This window comes from Actinomadura kijaniata NBRC 14229, from assembly GCF_001552175.1.
Lineage (GTDB): Bacteria > Actinomycetota > Actinomycetes > Streptosporangiales > Streptosporangiaceae > Spirillospora > Spirillospora kijaniata.
Genome location: NZ_BCQR01000034.1, coordinates 14,768 through 38,337 on the forward strand (window position 1 = coordinate 14,768; position 23,570 = coordinate 38,337).

The following is a 23,570-nucleotide window of genomic DNA, read 5'->3' on the forward strand; positions in this document are numbered from 1 at the left end:
GCGGCCATCTTCCGGAAGCCGCCGAGGGGTTCGACGGCGGGGGCCGCCATGCCCGCGACGGCCTTCTCGTCCCGGCCGGCACGGCGATCCTCGCTCAGACCGTGACGGCGAGCTTGCCGAGCGTCCTGCCGGTGAAGTCGGTGATCGCCTGTGCGACCTCGGGCAGCGCGTAGCCGCGGGCGATCGGGACGCGCAGGCGGCCCGCGACCACGTCGGCGGCGAGCCGGGCGAGGGTCTCGGGGGTCGGGTCGGACATGATGGTGGTGGCCTTGACACCGCGCGCGTCGGCGTCCCCCGGCGCGAAGTGCACGGTGGACGTGAACCGCCCGCCATCGGCGACCAGCCCGGACACGGTCGGGCCGTCACCGGCGAGATGCACGGCCGCGTGCACACCGCCGGGCGCGATCTCCCGGACCCGTGCGGTCAGGCCGGTGCGGCCGACCGCGTGGGCCGCGCCGAGGGCGGTGACGAACGCGGCCTCGGCCCCGGGTTCGGCGGTCGCGATGACGCGTGCCCCGCGGGCCGCCGCGAGCTGCACCGCGAACGCGCCGACGCCACCGGTCGCGCCCGAGATCAGGACGGTCTCGCCCGGGGCGGGGGAGACCGCGTCCACCGCGTTGAGCGCGGCCGTGCCCGCCAGGCCCAGCGCGCCCGCGCGGGTCTCGTCGAGACCTTCGGGGATCCGGGTGACGCCGTAGGCCGCGTTCACCGCGACGTATTCGGCGAAGGCGCCCTGGCCCAGCGTCGGGCGCATCACGACGCCGAACACCGCCTCACCGACGGCCAGGTCGCTCACGCCCTCGCCCACGGCGGCCACCGTTCCGGCGAAGTCCTTGCCGACGACCACCGGGAACTCGTATTCGTACACCCCCTTGAGGAACCCGCCCATCGCGCCGAGGTCGAAGCCGTTGAGCGAGGAGGCGCCGACCCGCACGAGCACCTCGCCGGCTCCCGGCCCGGGAACGGGCAGGCCGGACAGGACCGGGGCCTCACCGAAGTCGTGGAACGCCACTGCGCGCATGTCTTTCTCATTCCTTCTCGTCAGGGGAAACGGACGCCTGCCGCCAGGAGGCGCGAAGGACCGTGACGGCCACGGCGAGCTCGGCCTCGTCGCGCGGCGCGTAGAACATCACGATCGTGTCCGGCCACTGCGGCCGGAGGCTGATCGGATGCCGCTCGGCCCAGCCGCCGCCGGTGAGCGCCGCCACCAGCGGCAGGGGCACCGTGAGGTGCATGAATCCGGCACGACGGATGTGGCCGAACTCGTCGGGGCTCGGATGCAGGAACGCCTCCCACGGGCCGGCCGGCCGGTGCAGCCGCAGGGCCAGCGAGGACGGTTCCGACACCTGGCTGGGGCCGGTGAACACCCCCGGCAGCGACTCGGCCTCACGGACCAGCGCGGCCCTGATCTCCGGCGGGGAGAACTGGTCGAGCTGGTCGTGCGGGATCTCGCGGCCGGTGGTCGTCGGGCGGGGCCCGGACCGGCGCGGCGGCGCGTCGAGATTCAGGATCATCAGTACCGCACTTTCTGTGCGTTGGTTACGTGTTGTGCGCACCGAGAGTCTGATCGACAATGCCGTCATGACGGAAGAAGGCACTTTGTCCTACGGAACGAACATCGATGTTCGTTCCGCGGCCGGTCCGGTGGGCGCGGCGACCCCGACCTGCCAGTTGCGCGACGTCCTGGACCGGGTCGGGGACAAGTGGAGCGTGCTGGTCATGGCGCTGCTCGGCGACGGCCCGCGGCGCTACTCCGAGTTGCAGCGCGGCATCGAGGGGATCTCCCAGCGCATGCTCACGCTGACGTTGCGCAGCCTGGAACGCGACGGCCTGGTGGTGCGCACCGTCACCCCGAGCTCGCCGCCGCGCGTGGACTACTCCCTGACGCCGGTCGGCCGGACGCTGTCCACCGAGGTCGGCTCGCTGATCCGCTGGGCGGAGGCCCACCGCGACTATGTGGCGCAGTCACGCGCGCACTACGACGAGCAGTAACAGCCGCCGCCTCTATACCCACGTGGGACGGCCATCGCCATCACGACGGTGGCCGTCCCACGTCCAGCCGCTCACCGAGCCAAGATCCCCACCTGCGGCCGGAGCGCTAGAAAAGCTTGATGGCATCAGCGACCTGGCGGAACTCGTGCCGTTCCATGAGGAGGACGGGGCCGTCCGGCATCTTGCTGTCGCGAACGACTACGACGCCCGGGACGTCCGCCAGTTCGATGCAGTTGCCTTGATTGTCGGCGCTGTGGGAAGACTTGCGCCAGCCGAGAGTGCGTAGCTCCATGGCTGAGGCTCCTCGCTGGATCGTGTCGGGTTAGTAGCCCTTGATGGTGGCGGTGATCCGACGGAACTCATGGCGCTCTATGAGAAGCACGGGGCCGTCAGGCTTCTTGCTGTCACGAACGGCAACGACCCCGGGCACGTGCGCCAGCTCGACGCAGTTACCGCCCTGCCCAGCGCTGTATGAAGACGTTCGCCAGCCAGCGGTACTCCGCTCCATGTTTTAGACACCTCCTGGATCGCGTCCGTCTAGATACCCCTGATAGCAGCGGCAATCCGGTGGAACTCGTGCCGTTCCATGAGGAGGACGGGGCCGTCAGGCTTCTTGCTGTCACGAACGGCAACGACACCGGGCACGTGCGCCAGCTCGACACAGTTGCCGCCCTGCCCACCGCTGCGTGAGGATTTCCGCCACTGGACGGTGCTCAAGTCCATCTTTCTTTTACCACCTTGCGGATTATTTCCAGGGACTCGTCCCCCGGGTAAGCGAGGTCACGAACTTCCATCAGTGCCTGATGTACAAGTTGAAGATGTTCGGGTTCTTCGGCTGTTACACCGTGTGAGATCACGTCGTAGTAGGCGATCTCCGCCATGTTGGGCAGTTTTGCCAGTGCGACCGAGCAGATGGTGCCCAGGTGTCCGCCGCGTTCGGGGACGATCTGGATCTTGAGGCGTGGTGAGACGCTGCGTGTCAGGTGGAGGAGTTGCTCGCGCATGACCTCGGGACCGCCGACCTGCCGTCTGAGAACGCCCTCCTCCAGGAGCAGGTGGTACATGGGAGGCGGCGGGTCTTCCCGGGTGAAGATCTCCTGGCGCGCGAGCCGGGCGGCAACGGCTTCCTGGTCGCCGTAGAGGATGGTGGCTGCGTAACCGGGGATCTGGAGCAGTCCGGGGATGATCATCGGCTGCCACTCAGTCAGGGACACCGCCTCGGCCTCGACGGATGGCCAGTCGAACCAGCTGGGGAAGGCGGCGCCCGACGAGTTGTCGGCCAGGTCGTCATAGAGCTGGAGCAGTGCGCCGCCCGCCTTCAGTTCGGGATCCATGATCTCGACGAACTTCCGGTTGCACCGTTTCTTGCCGCTCTCGACCTGCGAGACGAATGACGGGGTGACTCCCGTGCGCGTCGCGACACGAGCCTGGCTCAACCCGGCGCGTTCCCGGTAGCGCCGGAGTTGGCGGCCGAATGCCGCCAGTGCCGGGGACGTCGCCGCACGTCGGCGGGGCACTGTCATGATCGCCTCACATGGCCGATGTTAACCCGTTATTACTGCCAAGTGGAGATCGTTAACGGGTTTGTTTGGGATCGACAGGTTATCTAGAACCGTTCGCCTGTGAGTGCGTTACTTGTGAAAACGCAGAGTAGCCGCTCGAAAGTGTGAAACATGATCACAAATGGGCCGTGTCCGCCGCCTGTCACAGTGGGTGATCCGTCGATGTTGGTGATCGCTTCGGTGGCGGAGTCGATCAAGAGTGCGCGGGATTTCGCTCGGGGCTGGCTACACGCCAAGGGATATGCGGACGAAAGGGTCGCGGTCGCCGTTCTCGTGGTCACCGAGCTCGTCACCAACGCCTACAAACACGGCAGCGAGCCCGGTGATGTGATCTCCCTGCGGCTCTATCTGTCGGAGGCCGGGCCCGTCGTCGAGGTTCGGGACGGGAGTGACGCCGAGCCACGGGTGAAGCCGTTGAGGCTCGACGCGTTCACCGGGCGGGGGCTCGCGATCGTCTCCGAGCTCAGCGCTGCGTGGGGGTTCCGACGGCTCACGCCCGGGGGCAAGGCCGTGTACGCCGTTCTGAACGGCGGCGCGCCGTGACGCCCCGGGACGTTCTGCTGGTGATCCTTCGGGATCTGTTCCCCGCCTGGCAGATCTGGGTGTGCGACCGGGGCGTGTGGCGGGCGGCCGGGTTCATGCTGGTCAGCTCCTCCACGGTCGAGGGGCTGGTCGGGCATCTGGCGGGGGCCGACCCGGCGGCGTTCGAACGGGCCGCGCGTCGGATAACCGGTTCGCTATAGCGGGCGCGAGCAAAGGTATTGGCGGTTATGCCCTGCCGAACGTGATGATCTCGCCTACCTGAAAAGCGGGGGACGACGAAGGGAATTCCGTATGAGGAAAATCCGCCTGGCGGCGGCCGGTTCGCTGGCCGTGGTCGTCGCGCCGCTCGCGGTGAACGGGTCCACCGCGGCCCAGGCCGCGCCCTCCGATCCCTACGTCCCCGTCGTCTGCGGTGACCGGCGGCCCTCGGAGCCGGATCCGGGCAGCTTCGGGATGCAGCTCGACGGCACCTTCCGGCACCCCGCGCTCACCCCGCCGGGCGAGGAACGGCACTCGTTCCCCGGCGGGGCGCAGGACCTGTTCCCGAAGACCAAGGGCTATGACCCGAAGTCCCACCTGTCCGGCCCGGTGAAAGTCGAGGCCGCTTACCGGGGGCCGGAATTCACGCCGGACTACTTCCACTCCTGGCAGAACGTCGTCGACTTCAAGGGGCGGCGTTATCTGTTCCAGTACGACCGGAGCGAGGGCCGCGTCTACGACGTCACCGACGTCCGCAAGGTGAAGGTCGTCGAGAAGCTGACCCGCAACGACGTCGACGGCGACGAGAGCAAGGGCAACGCGTCCTGGGCCCCGCACGACATGTGGGGCGCGTCCACGATCCAGTGGAACAGGAGGCTCAACGCCTACGTCATGGTCCAGAGCTTCGAGGCGCGGCGGCAGGTCTCCGAGCTGGGCGACGGCGTGGACAGGAGCAAGTTCAACAACCCCGCCGGGGTCGCCGCGCTCCGCAAGAAGATCGCGCTGAAGGGCTTCAAGGTCTACCGGCTGGACGGGCCGCGCAAGAAGGACTGGCGGCTGCTGGCCACGGTCACCACCGACGCGACCGCGGCCGACCCGCTCAAGCCCGACATGACCAGGCCCCAGCAGGGGTCGGGGTCGCTGGACGTGCCGTACTACACCGGCGACAAGTACATGTTCATCGCGACCGCGCCCCGCGACTCGTGGGGCAACACCGAGGTCCCCACGTACCTGTACTCGCCCGGCTACCAGTCCTGGGACATGTCCGACCCCGCGCACCCGCGCAAGCTCGGCGAGTGGCACCTGCCCGGCCAGGTCAAGGGCGAGGAGGCCGCCTACCGGAAGAACCCCCGGTGCGGCAACCAGACCTCCTGGAACGGCGCGCGCATGCCGCTGTTCATCCCCAGGCCCGTCGAGCGGGGCGGCCGGTACGCGTTCGCCGCGCAGGGCGGGTTCGGGTTCACCGTGCTGGACATCTCCGACCCGGCCCGCATGCGGACCGTCGGCCACCTGGACCTGCCGCCGTCGGTCGGCGGCACCGAGGCCGACAACGTGGACGTCTCCCAGTACGCGAAGACCGGCATGGTGTACGTCAGCGGCTACCCCCTCGGCGAGGACTGCCACGAGCCGTACAAGGAGATCTTCCAGATCGACGTCCGCGACCCGGCCCGGCCGCGCATCGTCGGCGCGCTGCCCCGCCCGGTGCCGCCCAAGGGGGCCGGGTTCACCGACTACTGCCAGCGCGGCGGCTCGTTCGGTCCCAAGCGCTCCGGCTACTACACCTCGCCCGGCAACCCGCCGAACGGCCTGCTCGCCTACGGCTTCTACAACGCCGGGGTGCAGTTCTTCGACGTGCGGGACGTCCGCCGGCCCCGGATCGCCGGCCAGTTCGTCCCGCAGGGCTACAGCCCGCGCGTCCCGGACTGGGCGCTGGGCAACCAGACCCACGGCACCTACGTCGAGTGGGACCGGAAGATCGTCTGGGTGTTCACCAACGACGGCGTCTACGCCGTCTCCTCCCGGAAGCTGATCGGCGAGCCCAACCTGGGCAGGCCGCGGACCCCGTTCCGCAACTCCTGGCTGTGACTTGCGCCACCTGTCCCGTGGATCCGTGCCAATCGCGGATCCATGGGGTAGGCTCAACCTCGTTGCAGTCTTAGCAGTTCCTCGTAGTTTCGCTCGACGAAGCGCCCGCGGAAGTTCTGGACGGCGGGCGTTTTCGCTTTCTCCCGATGAATCGGGCGGATCGCAGAAGGGTCCGCACGCAGCCCCGGCCACCGAGGTGGCGGCCGGTGAGGCTTTATCGCAAGGAGAAAGATCATGGCTGAAGGTACCGTGAAGTGGTTCAACGGCGAAAAGGGCTTCGGCTTCATCGCGCCCGACGGCGGCGGCCCGGACGTGTTCGTCCACTACTCGGCCATCGCCACCCAGGGCTACCGTAGCCTCGACGAGAACCAGCGCGTGTCGTTCGACATCACCCAGGGCCAGAAGGGCCCGCAGGCTGAGAACGTCATGCCGCTCTAATTCCTGAGCTTCGAACGGCGACCGGGGGCATCCCCCGGTCGCCGTTCGCTTTTCCCGGGCGGTCAGGCTGCGGTGGTGACCTTCCACAGATGGCCGTCCGGGTCGCGGAAGCAGCCGGAGTACCCGCCCCAGTCGGCGGCGGCCGCCGCCGTGACCACGGTGCCGCCGGCGGCCTCCGCGGTCCGCATGACCTCGTCCACCTCGTCCCTGGAGTCGGTGATGAAGTGGTACGACACGCCGCGGAACCCCGTTCCCTCCGCCGGGACGCCGGCGTCCCGCGCCACGGCCTCCCACTCGTAGAGCGCGAGCATCGAGGACCCCTCGCCCAGGCGGCACCGGACGAAGCCGGGGAAGTCCTGGTCGACCTCGCACCCCAGACCCTCGACATAGAACCTCCTGGCGCGGTCCACATCCCGCACGCCGAGCACGATGACGCTCACCTGCAATGACACGGCCGTCTCCCTGTCGTCGCGTTCCCGTCACGCTAGGGCGGCCGGGGGATCCGCGCTTCTCGATTCCTGACCGGTCCGGAACGGGCCCTCAGACCCCGACGCGGCGGCGGGGCCGCAGCATCCGGCGGGCCGGGCGCACCACCCGCAGCAGCTCGCCGCCGATGTAGACGCCCGCGCCGATCGCCAGCGCCGTGGCCAGGGACTCGACCAGGATCAGCCCGCCCCGGCCCGCGTTGCCGCCGGTGAGCTGGATCATCCCGCGGTACATCAGCGTCCCGGGCATCAGCGGCGCCACGCACGGCGTCACCAGGATCAGCGCCGGGACGCGGCGCAGCCGGGCGGCGGTCGCCCCGAGCGCGCCGACCAGCGTGGCGGCCAGGAACGTGGCCGGCGCCGACGGCAGGTCCAGCGCGCGCAGCTCCACGTAGGCGCCCCAGCTCAGCATCCCGCCCAGCGCGACCGGCGGCAGCCAGCGCCGCGGCACCAGGTGGTACACCGCGAACGCCGCCGCGATGGCCGCCGCGCCCAGCGTCTGCGGCGCGGCCACCGACGACGGCGCCGACGGCAGGTTCTGCAGGGAGATCGGAACGCCCTGCCGGGCCGCCACATAGGTCACCGCGCCGATCCCGCTGAGGATCGCGGTGATCAGGAACAGCACCTCCACCAGCCGGGTGGTGCCGGTGACCAGGTCCCCGGCGATGCCGTCCTGCATCGCCACCACCAGCGCGCGGCCGGGGATCAGCGCGATCACCACGCCGACGATCACCGTGCCCGACCGCACCGGGGCGTCCACCGCCAGCAGCAGCACCGTGACCAGCGTGCCGATCGCCGCGGCCACCGCCATCTGGAAGAAGTCGGCGATGCCGCGCCGCCCCAGCCAGGCGCCGGTCCGGTCGCCCACCAGCGTCGCCAGGAACGCCGCGCACGCCGCGACGAACCCGCCGCCGACCAGCACCGCCCCGGCCGCGCCCAGCAGCGACAGCGCGCCCGCCTGCGCCCACCCCGGATAGGCGGGCCGCCGCCCGATGATGTCGCCCAGCCCGTACTTGGCCTGCTGGAGGCTGAGCCCTCCGGCGACGGCGTCGCGCACCAGGTCGTGGATGGCGGCCAGGCGCGTGTAGTTGGGCTGGCGGCGGCGGACGCGGCGTTCGGCGGTGACCGGGGGGCGGCCGCCGCGCGGCAGGTAGGACAGGCCGACGGCGGCGAGGGTCACGTTGGTCTCGGGGTGCGGCAGCCCGTAGGCGCGGCCCAGCCGGGCCATCGCCAGGTCGGCGGCCTCGGCGGTGTCGCCGCCCGCCAGCATCAGCTCGCCGACCCGCAGCGCCAGGTCCATCGTGGCGTAGGCGTCCTCGCCGACGCCGGGCTCGGCCCCGCCGCGCAGCGCGGCCTCCATGGCGGCGTCCGCCCCGGGGTCTCCCGGGCCGCCGGTGCCCGCGTCGCTCGTGTCCCCCGACTCGGCCGTCACGCCGGTGGAGCCTAACCAGCGCGGCGGCGCGGATCAGCGGGGATCGGTGGCCATGGGGGAGTCTTTGCCCGCCGGGTCCCTGCCCGGCGCGGGCAGGCGTTCCCCCGAGCGCAGCCGGTCCAGCCCGAGCCAGATGAACTCGACCGCCATCTGCTCGGCGCGCTCGCGCGCGGTGTCGGGGTGCTCCAGCCACCACGACACCATCGACAGCATCGACCCGTACATCAGCGGGACCAGCAGCCGGGCGCGGCGCTCGTTGGCGGCCAGCGCGGCGGGGGACAGGGTCGGGTCCGAACGGCGGCGGCGCAGCAGCAGGTCGGCGAACGCCTCCCCGAGCCGGTCGCGCAGGTCCCGCAGCTCCAGCCCCACCTCGGGCTTGTCGAGGTGGGTGATCACCAGGTTGTAGGCGTCCGGCTCGGCGGTGGCGTAGTCGAACAGCACCCGCACCATCGCGCGGATGCCGTCCATCGAGGACTGCTCGGCCAGCACCGCCGCGTTCAGCCGGGCCGTCAGGTCCGCCACGATCGCCTCGGTGACCTGCGCGAACAGCGCCTCCTTGGAGTCGAAGTGCTGGTACAGCAGGGCCTTGGAGACCTGCGCGGCGGCGGCCACGTGCTCCATCTGGGTCAGGTGGTAGCCGCGCCGCCCGAACTCGCCGAGCGCGACCCTCAGCAGTTGCTCGCGGCGGCGGGCGTGCGGCATGCGCCGCCGCACACCCGGAGCCGCGTCCCCCGTTGCGTTAGCCATCAACCGGTGAACTTACCCAGTTCCGCGCGCGCGACGGACCGCACGTGCACCTCGTCGGGGCCGTCGGCGAGCCGCAGGGTCCGCAGGCCCGCCCACATCGCGGCCAGCGGCGTGTCCTCCGACACCCCCATGCCGCCGTGGACCTGGATCGCGCGGTCCACGACCTGGAGGGCGGCGCGCGGCACCACCACCTTGATCGCGGCGACCTCGGAGCGGGCGGCCTTCACGCCCTGCTCGTCGATCAGCCAGGCGGTCTTGAGGGTCAGCAGCCGGGCCTGCTCGATCGCCATGCGGGACTCGGCGATCTGCTCGCGCACCACGCCCTGCGCGGCCAGGGGCTTGCCGAACGCCACCCGCGACACCGCGCGACGGCACATCAGCTCCAGCGCCCGTTCGGCCATGCCGATGGCGCGCATGCAGTGGTGGATGCGGCCGGGCCCGAGCCGCGCCTGGGCGATCATGAAGCCGTCGCCCTCCTGCGCGATCAGGTTCTCCACCGGGACGCGCACGTCGGTGAAGCGGATCTCGCAGTGGCCCTCCTGGTCGTGGTAGCCGAACACGGGCAGCGCCCGGACGACCTCCACGCCGGGGGTGTCCATCGGCACCAGCACCATCGACTGCTGCCGGTAGGGGTGGCCGTCGGGGTCGGTCTTGCCCATCACGATCATGATCTTGCAGCGCGGGTCGGCGGAGCCGGTGATCCACCACTTGCGGCCGTTGATGACGTAGTGGTCGCCGTCGCGCTCGATGCGGGTGGCGATGTTGGTGGCGTCGGAGGAGGCCACCTCCGGCTCGGTCATCGCGAACGCCGACCGGATCTCGCCGTTCAGCAGCGGTTCCAGCCACCGCTTCTTCTGCTCGGGGGTGCCGAACATGTGCAGGACTTCCATGTTGCCGGTGTCGGGGGCGGCGCAGTTGGTCGCCTCCGGGGCCAGCAGCGGCGAACGCCCGGTCACCTCGGCCAGCGAGGCGTAGTCGGTGACGCTCAGCCCGTGCTCGGGGTCGGTGCTGCCGGGCAGGAACAGGTTCCACAGGCCCCGCGACCGGGCCTCGGCCTTCAGCTCCTCCACGATCGGCGGGACGGTGTGCTCCTCGCCCTTGGCGATCAGGTCGGCCCGCTGCCGGGCGTAGACCGGCTCGGCGGGGTAGATGTGGGAGTCCATGAAGTCCGTCAGGCGGCCGAGGTAGTCCTGGGCCCGTTCGCTCAAACCGAAGTCCATTCCGCTAGAGTAACTGACGAGTCAGTTACTTGTGGAGGGTCCCATGGCATTCGAGGGCGCGGGCAAGGTCGCTCTGATCACGGGCGGGTCCAACGGCATCGGGGCGGCGGTCGCCCGGAAGCTGGCCGAACAGGGCGCGCACCTGGTGCTCGCCGACGTCGACCGGGAACGCGGCGGCGCGCTGGCCAAGGAGCTGGACGCGGCCTTCGTCCGCTGTGACGTGCGCGAACCCGACGACAGCAAGGCGGCGGTCGCCACGGCCGTGGAGCGCTTCGGCGGCCTGGACCTCGCGTTCCTCAACGCCGGGGTCGCCAGCGGCTTCACCCTCGGCGACGACTTCGACGTCGAGCGGTACCGCCGCGCGATGGCCGTCAACCTCGACGGCGTCGTCTACGGCGTCCACGCCGCGCTGCCCGCGCTGCGCGCCCGGGGCGGCGGCGACATCATCGCCACCGCGAGCATGGCCGGGCTCACGCCCATCCCGCTCGACCCCGTCTACGGGGCGAACAAGACGGCCGTGGTCGGCCTGGTCCGCTCCCTCGGCCCCGCCTACGCCGCGGAGAACATCCGGGTCAACGCGCTGTGCCCGTCGTTCGCGCACACCGACATCATCGACCACATCAAGGACCACCTGGTCTCCACGAACTTCCCGATCCTGGAGGTCTCCGCCGTCGTCGACGCGTTCCTGGGAATCCTGAACGCGGAGGGAACGGGTGAGGCATGGTTCGTTGTGCCAGGTCGTCCCAGCGAACCGTTCAAGTTCCGCGGCGTCCCCGGCCCGCGCTGAACCAGAGAGGGAGAAATGCGCGCCATCCAGATCACCGAGTTCGGCGGCCCCGAGGTCCTGACCCTCGCCGACCTGCCCGACCCGGTCGCCGGGCCCGGCCAGGTCCTGGTCGACGTCTCCCGCGCCGGGATCAACTACGCCGACACCCACCAGGCCGAGAACAGCTACCTGTCCGCCGCCGAGCTGCCGCTGGTGCCCGGCGGCGAGGTCGTCGGCCGCACCCCCGACGGCCGCCGCGTCGTCGCGCTGGTCGGCACCGGCGGCTACGCCGAGAAGGCCGTGGCCCCCGAGGCGATGGCCTGGAACGTGCCCGAGGGCGTCGACGACGCCACCGCGCTCGCCATGGTCGTGCAGGGCGCGTCGGCGTGGCTGCTGCTGCGCCGCAGCGTCCACCTGGCCCCGGGCGAGTCGGTCGTCGTGCACGCCGCCGCCGGGGGAGTGGGCACCCTGGCCGTGCAGCTGGCCAAGGCGTGGGGCGCGGGCCGCGTCATCGCCACCGCGTCCTCGAAGGAGAAGCGGGACCTGGCGCTGTCGCTGGGCGCGGACGTCGCGGTCGACGCGGGCGAGCCCGACATGAAGTCCGCCCTCATCGAGGCCAACGGCGGCCGCCGCGTGGACGTGGTGCTGGAGATGACCGGCGGCACCGTCACCGACCAGAGCCTCCAGGCGCTGGCGCCGTTCGGGCGGCTGGCGTTCTACGGCATGGCGTCGCGGCAGGCGCCGAAGCCGGTGCAGCCCGCCAACCTGATGAAGTACTCCACCACCGTCGCCGGGATGTGGCTGGCGCACGTCTTCCAGCTGCCCGGCGACGTGATGGGGCAGGCGCTGGACGAGCTGTTCGGCCTGGTCGCCGAGGGCCGGCTGAAGGCGGTGCCCGGCGGCGAGTACGGCTTCACCGAGGTCCGCCGGGCGCACGAGGACCTGCGGGCCCGCCGCACCACCGGCAAGCTGCTGCTGGACCCCTCCCGCTGACCCCTCCCGCCGACTCCGGGACGCCGACGGGCGACGGCCCGGCCCTACCCGGCCAGGCCGTTCTCGTAGGCGAACACGACCGCCTGGGTGCGGTCGCGCAGGGACAGCTTCGTCAGCACGTGGCCGACGTGGGTCTTGATGGTCTGCTCGGCCAGCACCAGCTCGGCGGCGATCTCGGCGTTGGACAGGCCCTTGGCGATGAGCCGCAGCACGTCCAGCTCGCGCGGGGTCAGCGAGGCCGTCGCGGCGGGGCTGGGCCGCTGGTGGTGCCGCCGCCGCGCGAAGTCGCCGATCAGCCGCCGGGTGACCGAGGGGGCCAGCAGCGCCTCCCCGGAGGCGACCACCCGCACCCCGTTGACCAGGTCGGCGGCCGAGGCGTCCTTGAGCAGGAACCCGCTGGCGCCCGCGGCGAGGGCCTCGTAGACGTACTCGTCGAGGTCGAACGTCGTCAGGATCAGCACCTTCGGCCGCAGCTCGGCGGGGTCGGCCCCGGCGGCGGCGCGGGCGCCGACCAGCTCGCCGGTGGCGGCCAGCCCGTCCAGCTCCGGCATCCGGATGTCCATGACCACCACGTCGGGGTCGAGGTCCCGGGCCATCTCCACCGCCTGGCGGCCGTCGCCGGCCTGCCCCACCACCTCGATCTCGGGGGCGGAGGACAGCAGCGCGGCGAGGCCGTCGCGGATCATGATCTGGTCGTCGGCGATGAGCACCCGAATCGTCACGAGGGCACTTTACGGGGAAGGGGCCCTACGCCGAGGCCTCGTAGGGGATCTCGGCCCGCACGAGCCATCCGCCGTCCGGCGCGGGCCCGGCCTCCAGGGCCCCGCCCAGCATCGTGACGCGCTCGCGCATCCCGACCAGGCCGTGGCCGCCGCCGTGCGACTCCTCCCGGTCCCGCCGCGCGCCGCCGTCGGCGACCGTGATCGTGAGCCGGTCGCGGCCGTAGCGCAGCTCGACCGCCACGCGCGCGCCGGGCGCGTGGCGGCCGGCGTTGCTCAGCGACTCCTGCACGATCCGGAACGCCGACAGGTCCACCCCCGCCTCCAGCGGCCGGGGGACCCCCACGATCGCGACGTCCACCGCCAGCCCGTGGTGCTCGGCCGACGTCACCAGGTCGTCCAGGCGGTCCAGGCCGGGCTGCGGGGCGCGCTCGGCGCCCTCGTCGTCGGCGCGCAGCAGCCCCACCACCCGCCGGGTCTCGGTGAGCGCCTCGCGGGCGGCGTCCCGCACCACCACGAACGTGTCGCGCGCCGCGTCCGGCAGATCGGGGATCTTGTAGGGGGCGGCCTCGGCCTGCATCGCGATCACCGACATGTGGTGGGCGACCACGTCGTGCAGCTCGCGGGCGATGCGGGCGCGCTCCTCCAGCACCGCCTGCCGGGCCAGGTCGCGGCGGCGCAGCTCGGTCTGCTCGGCCAGGTCCGCCACCAGCGTGCGCCGCGCGCCGATCGCGTCGCCGAACGCCAGCGCCACCACCGTCAGCGCGACCAGGATCGCCGCGAACCAGGCGGCCGTCCCGTGCGCGACCGCCGCGCCCAGGACCACGGTGGTGACCGCGCCGACCGCCACCGTCGTCCGGCGCGGCACCGAGGCCCCCACCCCGAACAGGATCGCCAGCAGGGCCAGGAACGCGGGCACCGGCCACGGCCAGAACCCCCGCCCGCCCACCACCACCAGGCACAGCACGAACCCGAACGCCGACGCCCGCCAGGCGTGCAGGGGCCACCGCGCCGCGACCGCCAGCGGCCCCGCCATCAGCACCCCGATCGGCCAGGCCACGTCGGCGTTCACCTTCGTGCTCCCGACCAGGAGCGCGATGGACCCGGCGGTGAACCCGGCGCCCAGCACCGCCAGCACCCCCAACGCCGGATACCGGTAGCGGCCGCGCACCGACATCAGCGGGCCGGCGGGCTCGCCGCGCCGGGGTGTCAGGGCGTCGCGCAGGCCGTCGCTCAGGCCGTGCGGCCACGGGGCGGGGGAGGAGTCGTTCATCGTCCGCGAGCCTAGGCCGCCGGACCGCCGCCCGGCATGACCCCCGAGGAGGAGATCGAGACCACCGCCCCAGGTAGCGGTCGCCGCGCGGCGGCGGTCCCCGGCCGGGCGCCCCGAAAGCTTGATCCGTTCGCGGCGGCGACGGACACTGCGGAAATGGCTGGTGATCTCAGACACCCGATCTTCGCCCGGCTCTATCCCCGGATGGACGCCGCCACCGCGCGGATCGGCGGCGCGGCCCACCGCGACGAACTCCTCGACGGCGCCTCCGGCCGGGTGCTGGAGATCGGCGCCGGATACGGGGCGAACTTCGCGCACTACCCCAAGACCGTCGGCGAGGTGGTCGCGCTGGAGCCGGAGCCGACGCTGCGCCGCCGCGCCGAGGAGGCCGCCGCCGTCGCCCCCGTCCCGGTCACGGTGCGCGCGGGCGTCGCCGAGGACCTGGACCTCGACGACGCCTCGTTCGACGTGGCCGTGGCCTCGCTGGTGCTGTGCTCGGTCCGCAACCCCGTCCGGGCGCTGGCCGAGATCCGCCGGGTGCTGCGCCCCGGCGGGGAGCTGCGCTACTACGAGCACGTGCGGCACCGCGACCCCGGCGGCGTGCGGTTCCAGCGCTACGCCGACCTGGTGTGGCCCTACCTGGCCGCCGGATGCCGCACCTCCCGCCCCACCGACGAGTGGATCGCCGGCTCCGGCTTCACCGTGCTGCGCGAGCGGCGCTTCTCCTTCCCCCCGTCGCGGCTGCCCAACCCGGCCGCCCCGCATGTGATCGGCGTCGCGGTGCGTGACTGACGCCGCATCCTGTTTCCGGCATAAGCCCAGCTCGGTAGGGAAGATCACCGTGCATGACTACAGAGGGTGGTGACGCGGTCGACCGGCCGCAGGCCGAACCCTCGCACTCGGCCGCGATCGCCGCACTGCTGGCGGGGGCGGCGGCCCTGGGCGGGTTCCTGTTCGGCTACGACACATCGGTGATCAACGGCACCGTCGAGGCGCTGAAGTCGCAGTTCCATCTGAACTCCTTCGTGGTGGGCCTGGTGGTGTCCTCGGCGCTGCTGGGCTGCGCGGTGGGGGCCTGGTTCGCCGGCCCGCTGGCCGACCGGTTCGGCCGCGTCCGGGTGATGCAGGCCGCGGCGCTGCTGTTCGTGGTCAGCGCGCTGGGCTCGGCGCTGGCCTTCAACGCCTGGGACCTGACCTTCTGGCGGGTGGTCGGCGGCCTGGCCATCGGCGCCGCCTCGGTGATCGCCCCCGCCTACATCGCCGAGATCGCCCCCGCCGACCTGCGCGGCCGCCTCGGCTCGCTCCAGCAGATGGCGATCGTGCTGGGCATCTTCGCCGCCCTGGTGGTGGACTACATGATCGCCCGCGTCTCCACCGGGGGAGCGGCCGGGGAGTTCCCCTGGGGCGGCACCGCCTGGCGGTGGATGTTCGCCAGCGCGGTCGTGCCCGCGGTGATCTACGGGGTGATCGCCTCGACCATTCCCGAGTCGCCCCGCTACCTGGTCAAGAAGCGCAAGCTGGACCAGGCCCGGCAGGTCCTGCTCAAGGTCACCGGTCGGGGCGGCGACGTGGACCTGAAGATCCGCGACATCGTCCGGTCGCTGACCACCGAACGCCAGGTGAAGCTGTCGGACCTGCGGGGTCCCCGGCTCGGCCTCAGGCCGATCGTGTGGGTCGGCATCCTGCTGTCGGTCTTCCAGCAGTTCGTCGGCATCAACGTGATCTTCTACTACTCCTCCACGCTGTGGCAGTCGGTCGGCTTCAGCGAGGACGACGCCATGATCACCTCGGTGATCACGTCGGTCACCAACGTGGTGACCACGCTGATCGCCATCGCCCTGGTCGACAAGATCGGACGGCGGAAGCTCCTGCTCGTCGGCGCGGCCGGGATGGCGGTCACCCTCGGCACCATGACGGTCTGCTTCGCCACCGCGCCGGTCGTGGGCGGCGAACCGCACCTCGGCGAGGTCGCCGGGCCCCTCGCGCTGATCGCCGCCAACCTCTACGTGCTGTTCTTCGGCGCCACCTGGGGCCCGGTGGTGTGGGTGATGCTCGGCGAGATGTTCACCAACTTCATCCGCGCCTCCGCGCTGGCGGTGGCGGCCGCCGCCCAGTGGATCGCCAACTGGCTGATCACCGTGTCGTTCCCCGGCATGGCCTCGCTGGGACTCGGGTTCGCCTACGGCTTCTACGCGCTGTGCGCGGCGATCGCGTTCGTGTTCGTGCTGCGCGACGTGCCCGAGACCAGGGGCCGGGAGCTGGAGGACATGGACCAGCTCGAAACCCCCCGCGTCCGGGCCTGAGGGCTGGGCTACCATGGGGGCATGGCGGCGGTGCTGAGCACGGAGACGCCGGGGACGCCCCGGCGCGATCACCGCACGCCCTAGAACCTGACACGCGGTGAGGCCCCGGGAGCGATCCCGGGGCCTCACCGCTTTCCGGGGTCGCGTCCGGGGCGCACCGCCCGGCCGACAGGAGCGCCCCATGCCCCCGGATGCGTCCGGCGACGATCCCGACTCGATAGCATCGGAAACCCTTGAACCCGTCCCACCACCGCGAGGAGAACCCGTGTCCACCGTGTCGTCTGAGCTGCGCGTCACCCTCGACGGGAGCGAACGAGTGGTGCCCGCCGGCGCGACCGCCGGACAGGCCCTCGAAGCGGACGGCCGCACCGTGATCGCCGCCCGGGTCAACGGCGAGCTGCGCGACCTGGAGCACGTGCTGGGCGACGGCGACGCCGTCGAGCCCGTCGAGATCGGCTCCGACGACGGCCGCGCGATCATGCGGCACTCGGCCGCGCACGTGATGGCCCAGGCCGTCCAGGAGCTGTTCCCCGAGGCCAAGCTGGGCATCGGCCCGCCGGTCGAGAACGGCTTCTACTACGACTTCGACGTGGCCGAGCCGTTCACCCCCGACGACCTCAAGCGCATCGAGAAGCGGATGCGCGAGATCGTCAAGCAGGACCAGCGGTTCTCCCGCCGCCCGGTGTCGGACGAGGACGCCCGCGAGGAGCTGGCCGACGAGCCCTACAAGCTGGAGCTGATCGGTCTCAAGGGCTCCGCCGGCTCCGAGGACGGCGCGAACGTCGAGGTCGGCGCGGGCGAGCTGACCATCTACGACAACCTCGACGCCAAGTCCGGCGAGCTGCGCTGGAAGGACCTGTGCCGCGGCCCGCACCTGCCCAGCACCCGCGTCATCCCGGCGTTCAAGCTGATGCGCACCGGCGGCGCCTACTGGCGCGGCAGCGAGAAGAACCCGCAGCTCCAGCGCATCTACGGCACCGCCTGGGAGTCCAGGGAGAAGCAGGACGAGTACCTGCGCCTCCTGGAGGAGGCCGAGAAGCGCGACCACCGCAGGCTCGGCGCCGAGCTCGACCTGTTCTCCTTCCCGCCGGAGCTGGGCTCCGGGCTCCCGGTCTTCCACCCCAAGGGCGGCATCATCCGCAAGGTGATGGAGGACTACATGCGGCAGCGGCAGATGGAGGCGGGCTACGAGTTCGTCAACACCCCGCACCTGACCAAGTCGTCGCTGTTCGAGATCTCCGGTCACCTGCCCTACTACGGCGAGGACATGTTCCCGCCCTTCGAGGTGGACGGCACCGACTACCGGGTCAAGCCGATGAACTGCCCGATGCACAACCTGATCTTCCGGGCGCGCGGCCGGTCCTACCGCGAGCTGCCGCTGCGCTTCTGCGAGTTCGGGTCGGTGTACCGGTACGAGAAGTCCGGCGTGGTGCACGGCCTCACCCGCGTGCGCGGCATGACCCAGGACGACTCGCACATCTACACCACCAAGGAGCAGATGGGCGACGAGATCAAGTCGCTGCTGAACTTCGTGCTCAGCGTGCTGCGCGACTTCGGTCTCAGCGAGTTCCACCTGGAGCTGTCCACCCGCGACGACTCCGACAAGTTCATCGGCGAGGCCGCGGACTGGGAGGAGGCGACCGAGGCGCTGCGCCAGGCCGCCCTGGAGTCCGGGCTGGAGCTGGTGGACGACCCGGGCGGCGCGGCGTTCTACGGCCCGAAGATCTCGGTGCAGGCCAAGGACGCCATCGGCCGCACCTGGCAGCTGTCGACCATCCAGCTCGACTTCAACCAGCCCAAGCGGTTCGGGCTGGAGTACCAGGCCGCCGACGGCACCCGGCAGACCCCCGCGATGATCCACCGGGCGCTGTTCGGGTCGATCGAGCGGTTCATGGGCGTGCTGATCGAGCACTACGCGGGCGCGATGCCGCCGTGGCTGGCCCCCGTCCAGGTGGTCGGCATCCCGATCGGCGACGCGCACGTGCCGCACCTGGAGAAGGTCGCCGAGCGGCTGCGCGGGCGCGGCGTCCGGATCGAGGTGGACGCCTCCGCCGACCGGATGCAGAAGAAGATCCGCAACGCGCAGAAGCAGAAGATCCCCTTCATGCTGCTGGCCGGGGACGACGACGTCGCCAAGGACGCGGTGTCGTTCCGCTACCGCAACGGCGAGCAGAAGAACGGCGTCTCGATCGACGAGGCGGTCGAGGAGATCGTCAAGGCCGTCGAGGACCGGGTCCAGGTCTGACCCCGGGACCGACCGCCGCGACGGCGGGAACCGCGCCCCCGGCCGGTTCCCGCCGCCGCGGGGGCGGCGACTTGCGCCGTTCGACGGGCGGGGTGCCGGGCGGTGCGGGACACTCGCGGTAGGTGATTCCCCCCGAAGGGTCGCGCCGTCATGGACGATCGCTACATCCAGGAAGTGGCCAGGCTCATCGCCCGGGCGGACGCGCGGGGCCCGCGGGCCTGCGAGCTCTGCGGCGGCCGGGAGGTGCTCACCGCGGCGGTGCCGCTGGACCCCGACACGATCGGGGTCGCGGCGATCGCGATCACCTACTGCCGGGCCTGCGACGGCGGCGATCCGGCGGTCGCGGAGATGTTCGCCCGCCTCGACGCGGCCGCCCGCGAGACGGGCGACGAAGCCGGCGGCGAAACGGGCGGCGAAGCCGACGGTGAGGCGGCCGGCGAGGGGCGGTGACCACGCGGCGAGCGAGGTCGGAGCGCCCCGGGGCGACCTGTTAGCCTCAACGGTCACTTGGCACAACCGGGGAGACAGCGGATGAGGACCACGAAGCCGACCATGGGGGCCCGGCCGGGCTGGAGCCGGGTCGCCGGCTACGGCGGCGCCGTGCTGCTGGTGGTGGCGGCCGTCGTGGTGCTGCTGATGCCGTTGTTCGACGGGAACGACGGCGCGCGGGCGGGAGACCGGAACGTGGGGGCCACCGGGCGGCCCTCCGACCCGGCACCGCCCGGCGCGGGCGGCCCGAGCGCCGCCCCCACCAACCCCACGCCCCAGCAGAACCAGGGCGGCCGGCCCTACCCGACCACCCAGCCCCGCCAGCGCGGCGGGCAGGGCGGCCAGGGCCAGCAGGGCGGGCTGTCGCCCACCACCGGCGACGTCGGCTTCACCTGGTGCCCCCAGGGCACCGCCTTCTACCGGCCCACCGGCGACAGCCGGGGCGTGGAGGTCGTGGTGCGGGTGTCGGGCAACGGCGCGGTCAAGGCCGAGGTGATCACGCCCGGCGGGTCGAAGACCCAGCAGACCACCGTGCGGGGCGGGCGCCCGCACACGTTCCGCTTCCCGGGCGTCGCCCCGCTCCAGGTGCAGCGCGTGAAGATCACCACGCTGTCGACCGGGCTGTCCTCCGACACCTGCTACGCGCCGCCCGGCTCCTGACCGGCGTTCCGGCGGGGACCGGAGCAGGACGCGGGCAGCGACTCCAGCACCGAGTCGACGTCGGGGCAGACGGCCAGCCGCCGGTCCAGCCCGGTGACCTCCAGCTTGCGGGCGACCGCGCCGCTCGGCCCGACCAGGAACAGCTCCCCGCCCGCGGCGCGGGCCCGCCGCCAGAAGTCGACCAGCACCGCCAGCCCCGACGAGTCGACGAACGTCACCCGAGTCAGGTCCAGCACCAGCCAGGGACCCAGATGGCAGAGCACGGCCAGCAGGTGGTCGCGCAGGTCGGGAGATGATCCCAGGTCCACCTCGCCGCCGGCCAGGACCACGGCCAGCGGCCCGACCAGACGAGTGGACAGCCAGAGTTCCGCCACTGCCGTGTTATGGCCGCCAGGGACGGGGTTATGCGCTTTCGGGCGAGGTTTCCGGTGAAGGCCCGCGAACGGCTCAGCCGCGGTCGGCGGCGGGCATCCGGACGTCCTCGACGGTGACGTTCACCGCCGCGACCCGCATGCCGAGCATCAGCCCCAGCACGCGCGTCACGTTGCCGCGCACCACCCGCGCCACCTCCATGATCACGCTGCCGTACTCCACGGCCACCCGCAGGTCGACGGTGATCTCGTCGTCGCGGATCATCGCCCGCACCGGCGGCCGGGCGGAAGGGCCACCGGGAACGCCGCCGGGGGCGTCCCCGGCGGACGGGCCCTCCCCGCCGAGCCCGGCGACCCCGCTGACCTCCAGCGCCGCCAGCGTCGCGATCCTCTCGACGACCGCGTCCTCGATCACGATCCGTCCCTGTGCCGCCTGGGGGTCCCGGGAGCCCCCGGAGACCGGTTCGGAGTAGTCGCGCTTCGGGGCGTACTGCCCGCCCTGCGCGGGCTCGCGGGGCGGGGCGACGGTGGGGGCCGCCAGCGGCCCGGTCGCCCCGGCCGGCGCGCCCGGTCCCGGCGGCGCGGACGGGCCGCTCGGCGGCCCCGGCAGGTAGGGCATGGACCGGACCTCGGGGCGCGGGTCCGGCCCGGCGCCTCCGGAGTAACTGCTGTCGAGGTCGGACATCGGTCGGCTCCCCACGGTTCGGCTGGTGCCCATGATGCAGGAGTGACGCGCGGGGTGTCAGGGACCCCCGGTTTTCCGAGTGAAGATCGTTGTTCGGCGGCCATCCCGACTTCAGGGCGCGCGCCCCGGCTCTCTATGCTGCTGGACAGGCCGTGAACAAAAGGAGACCGCCGCCTTGAGCGTAGAGCCGGACAAGCCCGTGGTGCACGAACGAGCGCCTGGACAGGGCGTGCGAGAGCCCCAGCTCGAAGAGGAACGGGGCGGCGCGGGCGCTCCCGACAACTTCCAGCGGCTGTGGACCCCGCACCGGATGGCCTACATCAAGGGCGAGAACAAGCCGACCGGGGCGGGCCAGGGGGACGGCTGCCCGTTCTGCGAGATCCCGGCGATGTCCGACGAGGACGGCCTGGTCGTGGCGCGCGGCACGGCGGTGTTCGCCGTGCTGAACCTCTACCCCTACAACTCCGGCCACCTGATGGTCGTGCCCTACCGGCACGTCGCCGACTACACCGAGCTCGACGACGCCGAGTACACCGAGCTGGCCGTGCTGACCCGCCGCGCCCTGACCGCGCTGCGCAAGGCCAGCGGCGCGCAGGGGTTCAACGTCGGCATGAACCTCGGCCACGTCGCCGGGGCCGGGATCGCCGCGCACCTGCACCAGCACGTCGTCCCGCGCTGGGGCGGCGACACCAACTTCATGCCGGTGGTCGGGCAGACCAAGGTGCTGCCGCAGCTGCTGCGCGACACCCGCCGGATGATCGCCGAAGCCTGGCCGGACGAGGACTGAGGACCATGCCCCCCACCACCCCCGCCGGCACCCCCGTGGACGCCCCCGCCGACGACCGTCCCGTCCTGCTCTACGACGGCGACTGCGGCTTCTGCACCGTCTCGGTGCGCTTCCTGGAGCGCCACATCCCCACCCAGGCGGAGATCGTCGCCTACCAGTTCGCCGACCTGGACGCGCTCGGCACCACCGCCGAGCGCGCCGACTACGAGGTGCTGTGGATCGACCGGCGCGGCCGGGTCGCCGGGGGCGCGCAGGCGGTGGCGCGGCTGCTGATGGACGCGGGCGGGGTGTGGTGGCCGCTGGGCGCGGTGGTGCGGGTGCCGCCGTTCCGGTGGCTGGCCCACGGCGTGTACCGGCTGGTCGCCAACAACCGTTCCCGGCTGCCCGGCGGCACCGCCGCGTGCGCCCTGCCCGCACAGCAGCGGCCCCGCGACTGACCCCTCCCGACGTCAGCCCGCCGTCAGCCGACGGCGACCCGCTCCTTCTCCCCGCGGCGCGCGCGGCCGCGCGCGCCGACGCGGTCGCCGAGCCGCTCCAGCGGCAGGAACGCCGCCAGCCAGATGGCGTGCGGCAGGAAGTGGATGCTCAGGATCGCCCAGGTCACGACGTGGAACGCGACGCACATCGCGACGCCCACGTACAGCGCCCGCCCGCGCAGGAACAGCAGCGCGGGGGAGACCATCTCCGCGATCAGCAGCCCCCACTGGCCGATCCGCAGCGCCAGGGACTGGTCGATCAGCAGGCGTCCCAGCGGCGTTCCCCGGCGGCTGAGCGCCCACTGGATGGTCGCGCCGTTGGGCCACTGCGGGAACCCGCCGATGCGGACCTTCGCCCAGGCCGACAGGAAGTAGGCGGCCACCACCGCGACCTGGACGCACCGCACCGACCAGCCCGAGGCGTGGCACCCGTCGCGGTCGCGGATCGACGCGCGCCCGACGGTCGGCAGCACGAACAGCGCCACCACCAGCGCCAGATGGTCGTGGTCGACCTTGCCGTAGGACATGCCGACGGTGACCCACCACAGGTACCCGACGGCGGTGACGAGCCCGGCGGCGCGCGGCAGCCGTCCACCGGCGGCGACGGCGGCGCTCACCAGCGTCACCGCCAGCAGCAGGTACATCGCCACCGGCGTCGGCGCGGGCAGGTGCAGCCAGCGCGCCAGCCGCACCGGCTGGTACAGGTCGGCCGGCAGCCCGGCGTGCGCCAGCGCGCTGTTGGTCAGCAGCAGCATGTCGAACGGCAGGAATCCGTACCCCAGCAGCCGCAGCCACGCGATCCGCGCCCGGGGCACCGGCGTGAACCACCAGCCGTCCCACAGGCTCGCCGGGGACCTCATCGCACCTCCCAGGTGACGCGGGGCGCCGTGGTGGTCGACACCACGCGGCCGCGCCGCAGCTGCTTGATCTCCCGCACCACGATGATCCGGGCCAGGGGCCGGTCGGGACGGCGCGCGTTCTGCTGCCGGGCGATGCCCTCCAGCAGCGAGGGGTCGGCGACGAACCGCTTGATCTGGCCCTCGACCTCGGCGCGCTTCAGCCCGGCGCCCATCGCGTCCATCGGGAGCCGGAAGCGCGTCCCGTCCCTGGTCTCGGCCTCCAGCCAGTGCGACTGGATCTGGCCGCCGTCGTCGGACACCGAGAAGGCGAACTGGGTCATCGGGCCCAGCGGGAAGTCGTCGTCGGTCCCGGCGACCGTGGTCCACACCAGGGTCGCGGTCACCGCGGCGGCGGCCAGCGACCGCCACAGGCGGGGGACGCGGCCGAGGGCCGGAGGGGTGGTCTGCACGGGGACAAGCG

Annotated in this window: 30 protein-coding genes; 14 read left to right on the forward strand and 16 right to left on the reverse strand. The window is 72.1% G+C overall.

Annotation, left to right across the window (positions count from 1 at the left end; all coding sequences use genetic code 11):
- Positions 1 to 94: 94 nt before the first annotated feature.
- Together AKI01S_RS12435 and AKI01S_RS12440 are read right to left on the reverse strand one after the other, a co-directional pair.
- Positions 95 to 1,021, reverse strand: coding sequence for an NADP-dependent oxidoreductase (locus tag AKI01S_RS12435; protein ID WP_067815405.1), 927 nt, complete (start codon positions 1,019 to 1,021; stop codon positions 95 to 97).
- A gap of 7 nt (positions 1,022 to 1,028) precedes the next feature.
- The gene (locus tag AKI01S_RS12440; protein WP_067815409.1) at positions 1,029 to 1,514 is read right to left on the reverse strand and encodes a luciferase domain-containing protein; all 486 of its coding nucleotides are present in this window, start codon (positions 1,512 to 1,514) and stop codon (positions 1,029 to 1,031) included.
- A 67-nt stretch (positions 1,515 to 1,581) separates the two neighbouring features.
- On the opposite strand from AKI01S_RS12440, the gene AKI01S_RS12445 reads away from it, so the two are divergent.
- Positions 1,582 to 1,992 carry a winged helix-turn-helix transcriptional regulator gene (locus AKI01S_RS12445; RefSeq protein WP_157419797.1) on the forward strand — a complete coding sequence of 137 codons (411 nt, stop codon included), beginning with the start codon at positions 1,582 to 1,584 and terminating at the stop codon, positions 1,990 to 1,992.
- A 106-nt stretch (positions 1,993 to 2,098) separates the two neighbouring features.
- On the opposite strand, the gene AKI01S_RS12450 is transcribed toward AKI01S_RS12445, so the two are convergent.
- From AKI01S_RS12450 to AKI01S_RS12460, 4 genes are read right to left on the reverse strand one after another with little or no spacing between them, the layout of a single operon-like run.
- Entirely contained in the window at positions 2,099 to 2,284 is a 186-nt protein-coding gene (locus tag AKI01S_RS12450) for a DUF397 domain-containing protein (RefSeq protein ID WP_067815412.1), read from the reverse strand.
- 30 nt (positions 2,285 to 2,314) lie between these two features.
- Entirely contained in the window at positions 2,315 to 2,500 is a 186-nt protein-coding gene (locus AKI01S_RS12455) for a DUF397 domain-containing protein (protein ID WP_067815415.1), read from the reverse strand.
- A gap of 29 nt (positions 2,501 to 2,529) precedes the next feature.
- Positions 2,530 to 2,715, reverse strand: coding sequence for a DUF397 domain-containing protein (locus tag AKI01S_RS49105; RefSeq protein WP_083999432.1), 186 nt, complete (start codon positions 2,713 to 2,715; stop codon positions 2,530 to 2,532).
- Positions 2,706 to 3,515 (reverse strand): helix-turn-helix domain-containing protein, encoded by an 810-nt coding sequence (locus AKI01S_RS12460; protein ID WP_083999434.1) that lies wholly within the window; start codon positions 3,513 to 3,515, stop codon positions 2,706 to 2,708. The genes AKI01S_RS49105 and AKI01S_RS12460 overlap by 10 nt, the downstream gene beginning before the upstream one ends.
- A gap of 150 nt (positions 3,516 to 3,665) precedes the next feature.
- Between AKI01S_RS12460 and AKI01S_RS12465 the strand changes: the two genes are divergently transcribed.
- The 4 genes from AKI01S_RS12465 (at position 3,666) to AKI01S_RS12480 (ending at position 6,599) form a co-directional block, all read left to right on the forward strand.
- Positions 3,666 to 4,097: an ATP-binding protein gene (locus AKI01S_RS12465; protein WP_083999435.1), complete on the forward strand. Its 432-nt coding sequence runs from the start codon at positions 3,666 to 3,668 to the stop codon at positions 4,095 to 4,097.
- 20 nt (positions 4,098 to 4,117) lie between these two features.
- Entirely contained in the window at positions 4,118 to 4,297 is a 180-nt protein-coding gene (locus tag AKI01S_RS12470; protein ID WP_157419798.1) for a hypothetical protein, read from the forward strand.
- A gap of 91 nt (positions 4,298 to 4,388) precedes the next feature.
- Positions 4,389 to 6,161 (forward strand): LVIVD repeat-containing protein, encoded by a 1,773-nt coding sequence (locus AKI01S_RS12475; RefSeq protein ID WP_067815426.1) that lies wholly within the window; start codon positions 4,389 to 4,391, stop codon positions 6,159 to 6,161.
- Positions 6,162 to 6,395: 234 nt separating this feature from the next.
- Complete coding sequence (locus AKI01S_RS12480; RefSeq protein WP_067815429.1) at positions 6,396 to 6,599, forward strand: cold-shock protein; 204 nt, start codon at positions 6,396 to 6,398, stop codon at positions 6,597 to 6,599.
- 62 nt (positions 6,600 to 6,661) lie between these two features.
- Here the strand turns inward: AKI01S_RS12480 and AKI01S_RS12485 are convergent, their stop codons facing one another.
- The 4 genes from AKI01S_RS12485 to AKI01S_RS12500 all read right to left on the reverse strand — a co-directional run bounded on the left by AKI01S_RS12485 (position 6,662) and on the right by AKI01S_RS12500 (position 10,483).
- On the reverse strand, positions 6,662 to 7,051 hold the full coding sequence (locus AKI01S_RS12485; protein WP_067815432.1) for a VOC family protein: 390 nt from the start codon (positions 7,049 to 7,051) through the stop codon (positions 6,662 to 6,664).
- An 88-nt stretch (positions 7,052 to 7,139) separates the two neighbouring features.
- Complete coding sequence (locus AKI01S_RS12490; protein WP_245681595.1) at positions 7,140 to 8,516, reverse strand: threonine/serine exporter family protein; 1,377 nt, start codon at positions 8,514 to 8,516, stop codon at positions 7,140 to 7,142.
- A gap of 33 nt (positions 8,517 to 8,549) precedes the next feature.
- Positions 8,550 to 9,263: a TetR/AcrR family transcriptional regulator gene (locus AKI01S_RS12495; protein ID WP_067815436.1), complete on the reverse strand. Its 714-nt coding sequence runs from the start codon at positions 9,261 to 9,263 to the stop codon at positions 8,550 to 8,552.
- Complete coding sequence (locus AKI01S_RS12500) at positions 9,263 to 10,483, reverse strand: acyl-CoA dehydrogenase family protein (protein ID WP_067815438.1); 1,221 nt, start codon at positions 10,481 to 10,483, stop codon at positions 9,263 to 9,265. Before AKI01S_RS12500 ends, AKI01S_RS12495 begins: the two co-directional genes overlap by 1 nt.
- Positions 10,484 to 10,526: 43 nt before the next feature.
- Here AKI01S_RS12500 and AKI01S_RS12505 point away from each other — a divergent pair, with 43 nt between their 5' ends.
- Positions 10,527 to 11,270, forward strand: a complete 744-nt coding sequence (locus AKI01S_RS12505; RefSeq protein ID WP_067815441.1) for an SDR family oxidoreductase — start codon at positions 10,527 to 10,529, stop codon at positions 11,268 to 11,270.
- 15 nt (positions 11,271 to 11,285) lie between these two features.
- Positions 11,286 to 12,242 carry a quinone oxidoreductase family protein gene (locus tag AKI01S_RS12510; RefSeq protein WP_067815443.1) on the forward strand — a complete coding sequence of 319 codons (957 nt, stop codon included), beginning with the start codon at positions 11,286 to 11,288 and terminating at the stop codon, positions 12,240 to 12,242.
- Between the two features lie 44 nt (positions 12,243 to 12,286).
- On the opposite strand, the gene AKI01S_RS12515 is transcribed toward AKI01S_RS12510, so the two are convergent.
- Positions 12,287 to 12,964, reverse strand: a complete 678-nt coding sequence (locus AKI01S_RS12515) for a response regulator (protein ID WP_083999437.1) — start codon at positions 12,962 to 12,964, stop codon at positions 12,287 to 12,289.
- Positions 12,965 to 12,989: 25 nt separating this feature from the next.
- Positions 12,990 to 14,234 carry a sensor histidine kinase gene (locus tag AKI01S_RS12520; RefSeq protein WP_067815446.1) on the reverse strand — a complete coding sequence of 415 codons (1,245 nt, stop codon included), beginning with the start codon at positions 14,232 to 14,234 and terminating at the stop codon, positions 12,990 to 12,992.
- Between the two features lie 156 nt (positions 14,235 to 14,390).
- Here AKI01S_RS12520 and AKI01S_RS12525 point away from each other — a divergent pair, with 156 nt between their 5' ends.
- The 5 genes from AKI01S_RS12525 (at position 14,391) to AKI01S_RS12545 (ending at position 19,931) form a co-directional block, all read left to right on the forward strand.
- Positions 14,391 to 15,026, forward strand: a complete 636-nt coding sequence (locus tag AKI01S_RS12525; RefSeq protein ID WP_067815449.1) for a class I SAM-dependent methyltransferase — start codon at positions 14,391 to 14,393, stop codon at positions 15,024 to 15,026.
- A 53-nt stretch (positions 15,027 to 15,079) separates the two neighbouring features.
- A complete protein-coding gene (locus AKI01S_RS12530) occupies positions 15,080 to 16,537 on the forward strand; it encodes a sugar porter family MFS transporter (RefSeq protein WP_067815452.1) in 1,458 nt (485 codons plus the stop codon).
- 265 nt (positions 16,538 to 16,802) lie between these two features.
- Positions 16,803 to 18,782, forward strand: coding sequence for a threonine--tRNA ligase (thrS, locus tag AKI01S_RS12535; protein ID WP_067815455.1), 1,980 nt, complete (start codon positions 16,803 to 16,805; stop codon positions 18,780 to 18,782).
- A gap of 150 nt (positions 18,783 to 18,932) precedes the next feature.
- Positions 18,933 to 19,232: a hypothetical protein gene (locus tag AKI01S_RS12540; protein ID WP_067815457.1), complete on the forward strand. Its 300-nt coding sequence runs from the start codon at positions 18,933 to 18,935 to the stop codon at positions 19,230 to 19,232.
- Between the two features lie 81 nt (positions 19,233 to 19,313).
- Complete coding sequence (locus AKI01S_RS12545; protein WP_067815460.1) at positions 19,314 to 19,931, forward strand: hypothetical protein; 618 nt, start codon at positions 19,314 to 19,316, stop codon at positions 19,929 to 19,931.
- Here the strand turns inward: AKI01S_RS12545 and AKI01S_RS12550 are convergent.
- Positions 19,910 to 20,305 (reverse strand): STAS domain-containing protein, encoded by a 396-nt coding sequence (locus AKI01S_RS12550; protein WP_083999441.1) that lies wholly within the window; start codon positions 20,303 to 20,305, stop codon positions 19,910 to 19,912. The two genes, AKI01S_RS12545 and AKI01S_RS12550, sit on opposite strands and share 22 nt — an antisense overlap.
- Before the next feature lie 73 nt (positions 20,306 to 20,378).
- Entirely contained in the window at positions 20,379 to 20,987 is a 609-nt protein-coding gene (locus AKI01S_RS12555; protein ID WP_067815462.1) for an Asp23/Gls24 family envelope stress response protein, read from the reverse strand.
- Between the two features lie 229 nt (positions 20,988 to 21,216).
- Here AKI01S_RS12555 and AKI01S_RS12560 point away from each other — a divergent pair, with 229 nt between their 5' ends.
- Both AKI01S_RS12560 and AKI01S_RS12565 read left to right on the forward strand, forming a co-directional pair.
- Positions 21,217 to 21,774 carry an HIT family protein gene (locus tag AKI01S_RS12560; protein ID WP_067815464.1) on the forward strand — a complete coding sequence of 186 codons (558 nt, stop codon included), beginning with the start codon at positions 21,217 to 21,219 and terminating at the stop codon, positions 21,772 to 21,774.
- 5 nt (positions 21,775 to 21,779) lie between these two features.
- Positions 21,780 to 22,211 (forward strand): thiol-disulfide oxidoreductase DCC family protein, encoded by a 432-nt coding sequence (locus tag AKI01S_RS12565; RefSeq protein WP_067815467.1) that lies wholly within the window; start codon positions 21,780 to 21,782, stop codon positions 22,209 to 22,211.
- Between the two features lie 23 nt (positions 22,212 to 22,234).
- On the opposite strand, the gene AKI01S_RS12570 is transcribed toward AKI01S_RS12565, so the two are convergent.
- Both AKI01S_RS12570 and AKI01S_RS12575 read right to left on the reverse strand, forming a co-directional pair.
- Positions 22,235 to 23,110: an HTTM domain-containing protein gene (locus AKI01S_RS12570; protein ID WP_067815469.1), complete on the reverse strand. Its 876-nt coding sequence runs from the start codon at positions 23,108 to 23,110 to the stop codon at positions 22,235 to 22,237.
- On the reverse strand, positions 23,107 to 23,559 hold the full coding sequence (locus AKI01S_RS12575; protein ID WP_067815474.1) for a hypothetical protein: 453 nt from the start codon (positions 23,557 to 23,559) through the stop codon (positions 23,107 to 23,109). The genes AKI01S_RS12570 and AKI01S_RS12575 overlap by 4 nt, the downstream gene beginning before the upstream one ends.
- Between the last annotated feature and the right edge of the window lie 11 nt (positions 23,560 to 23,570).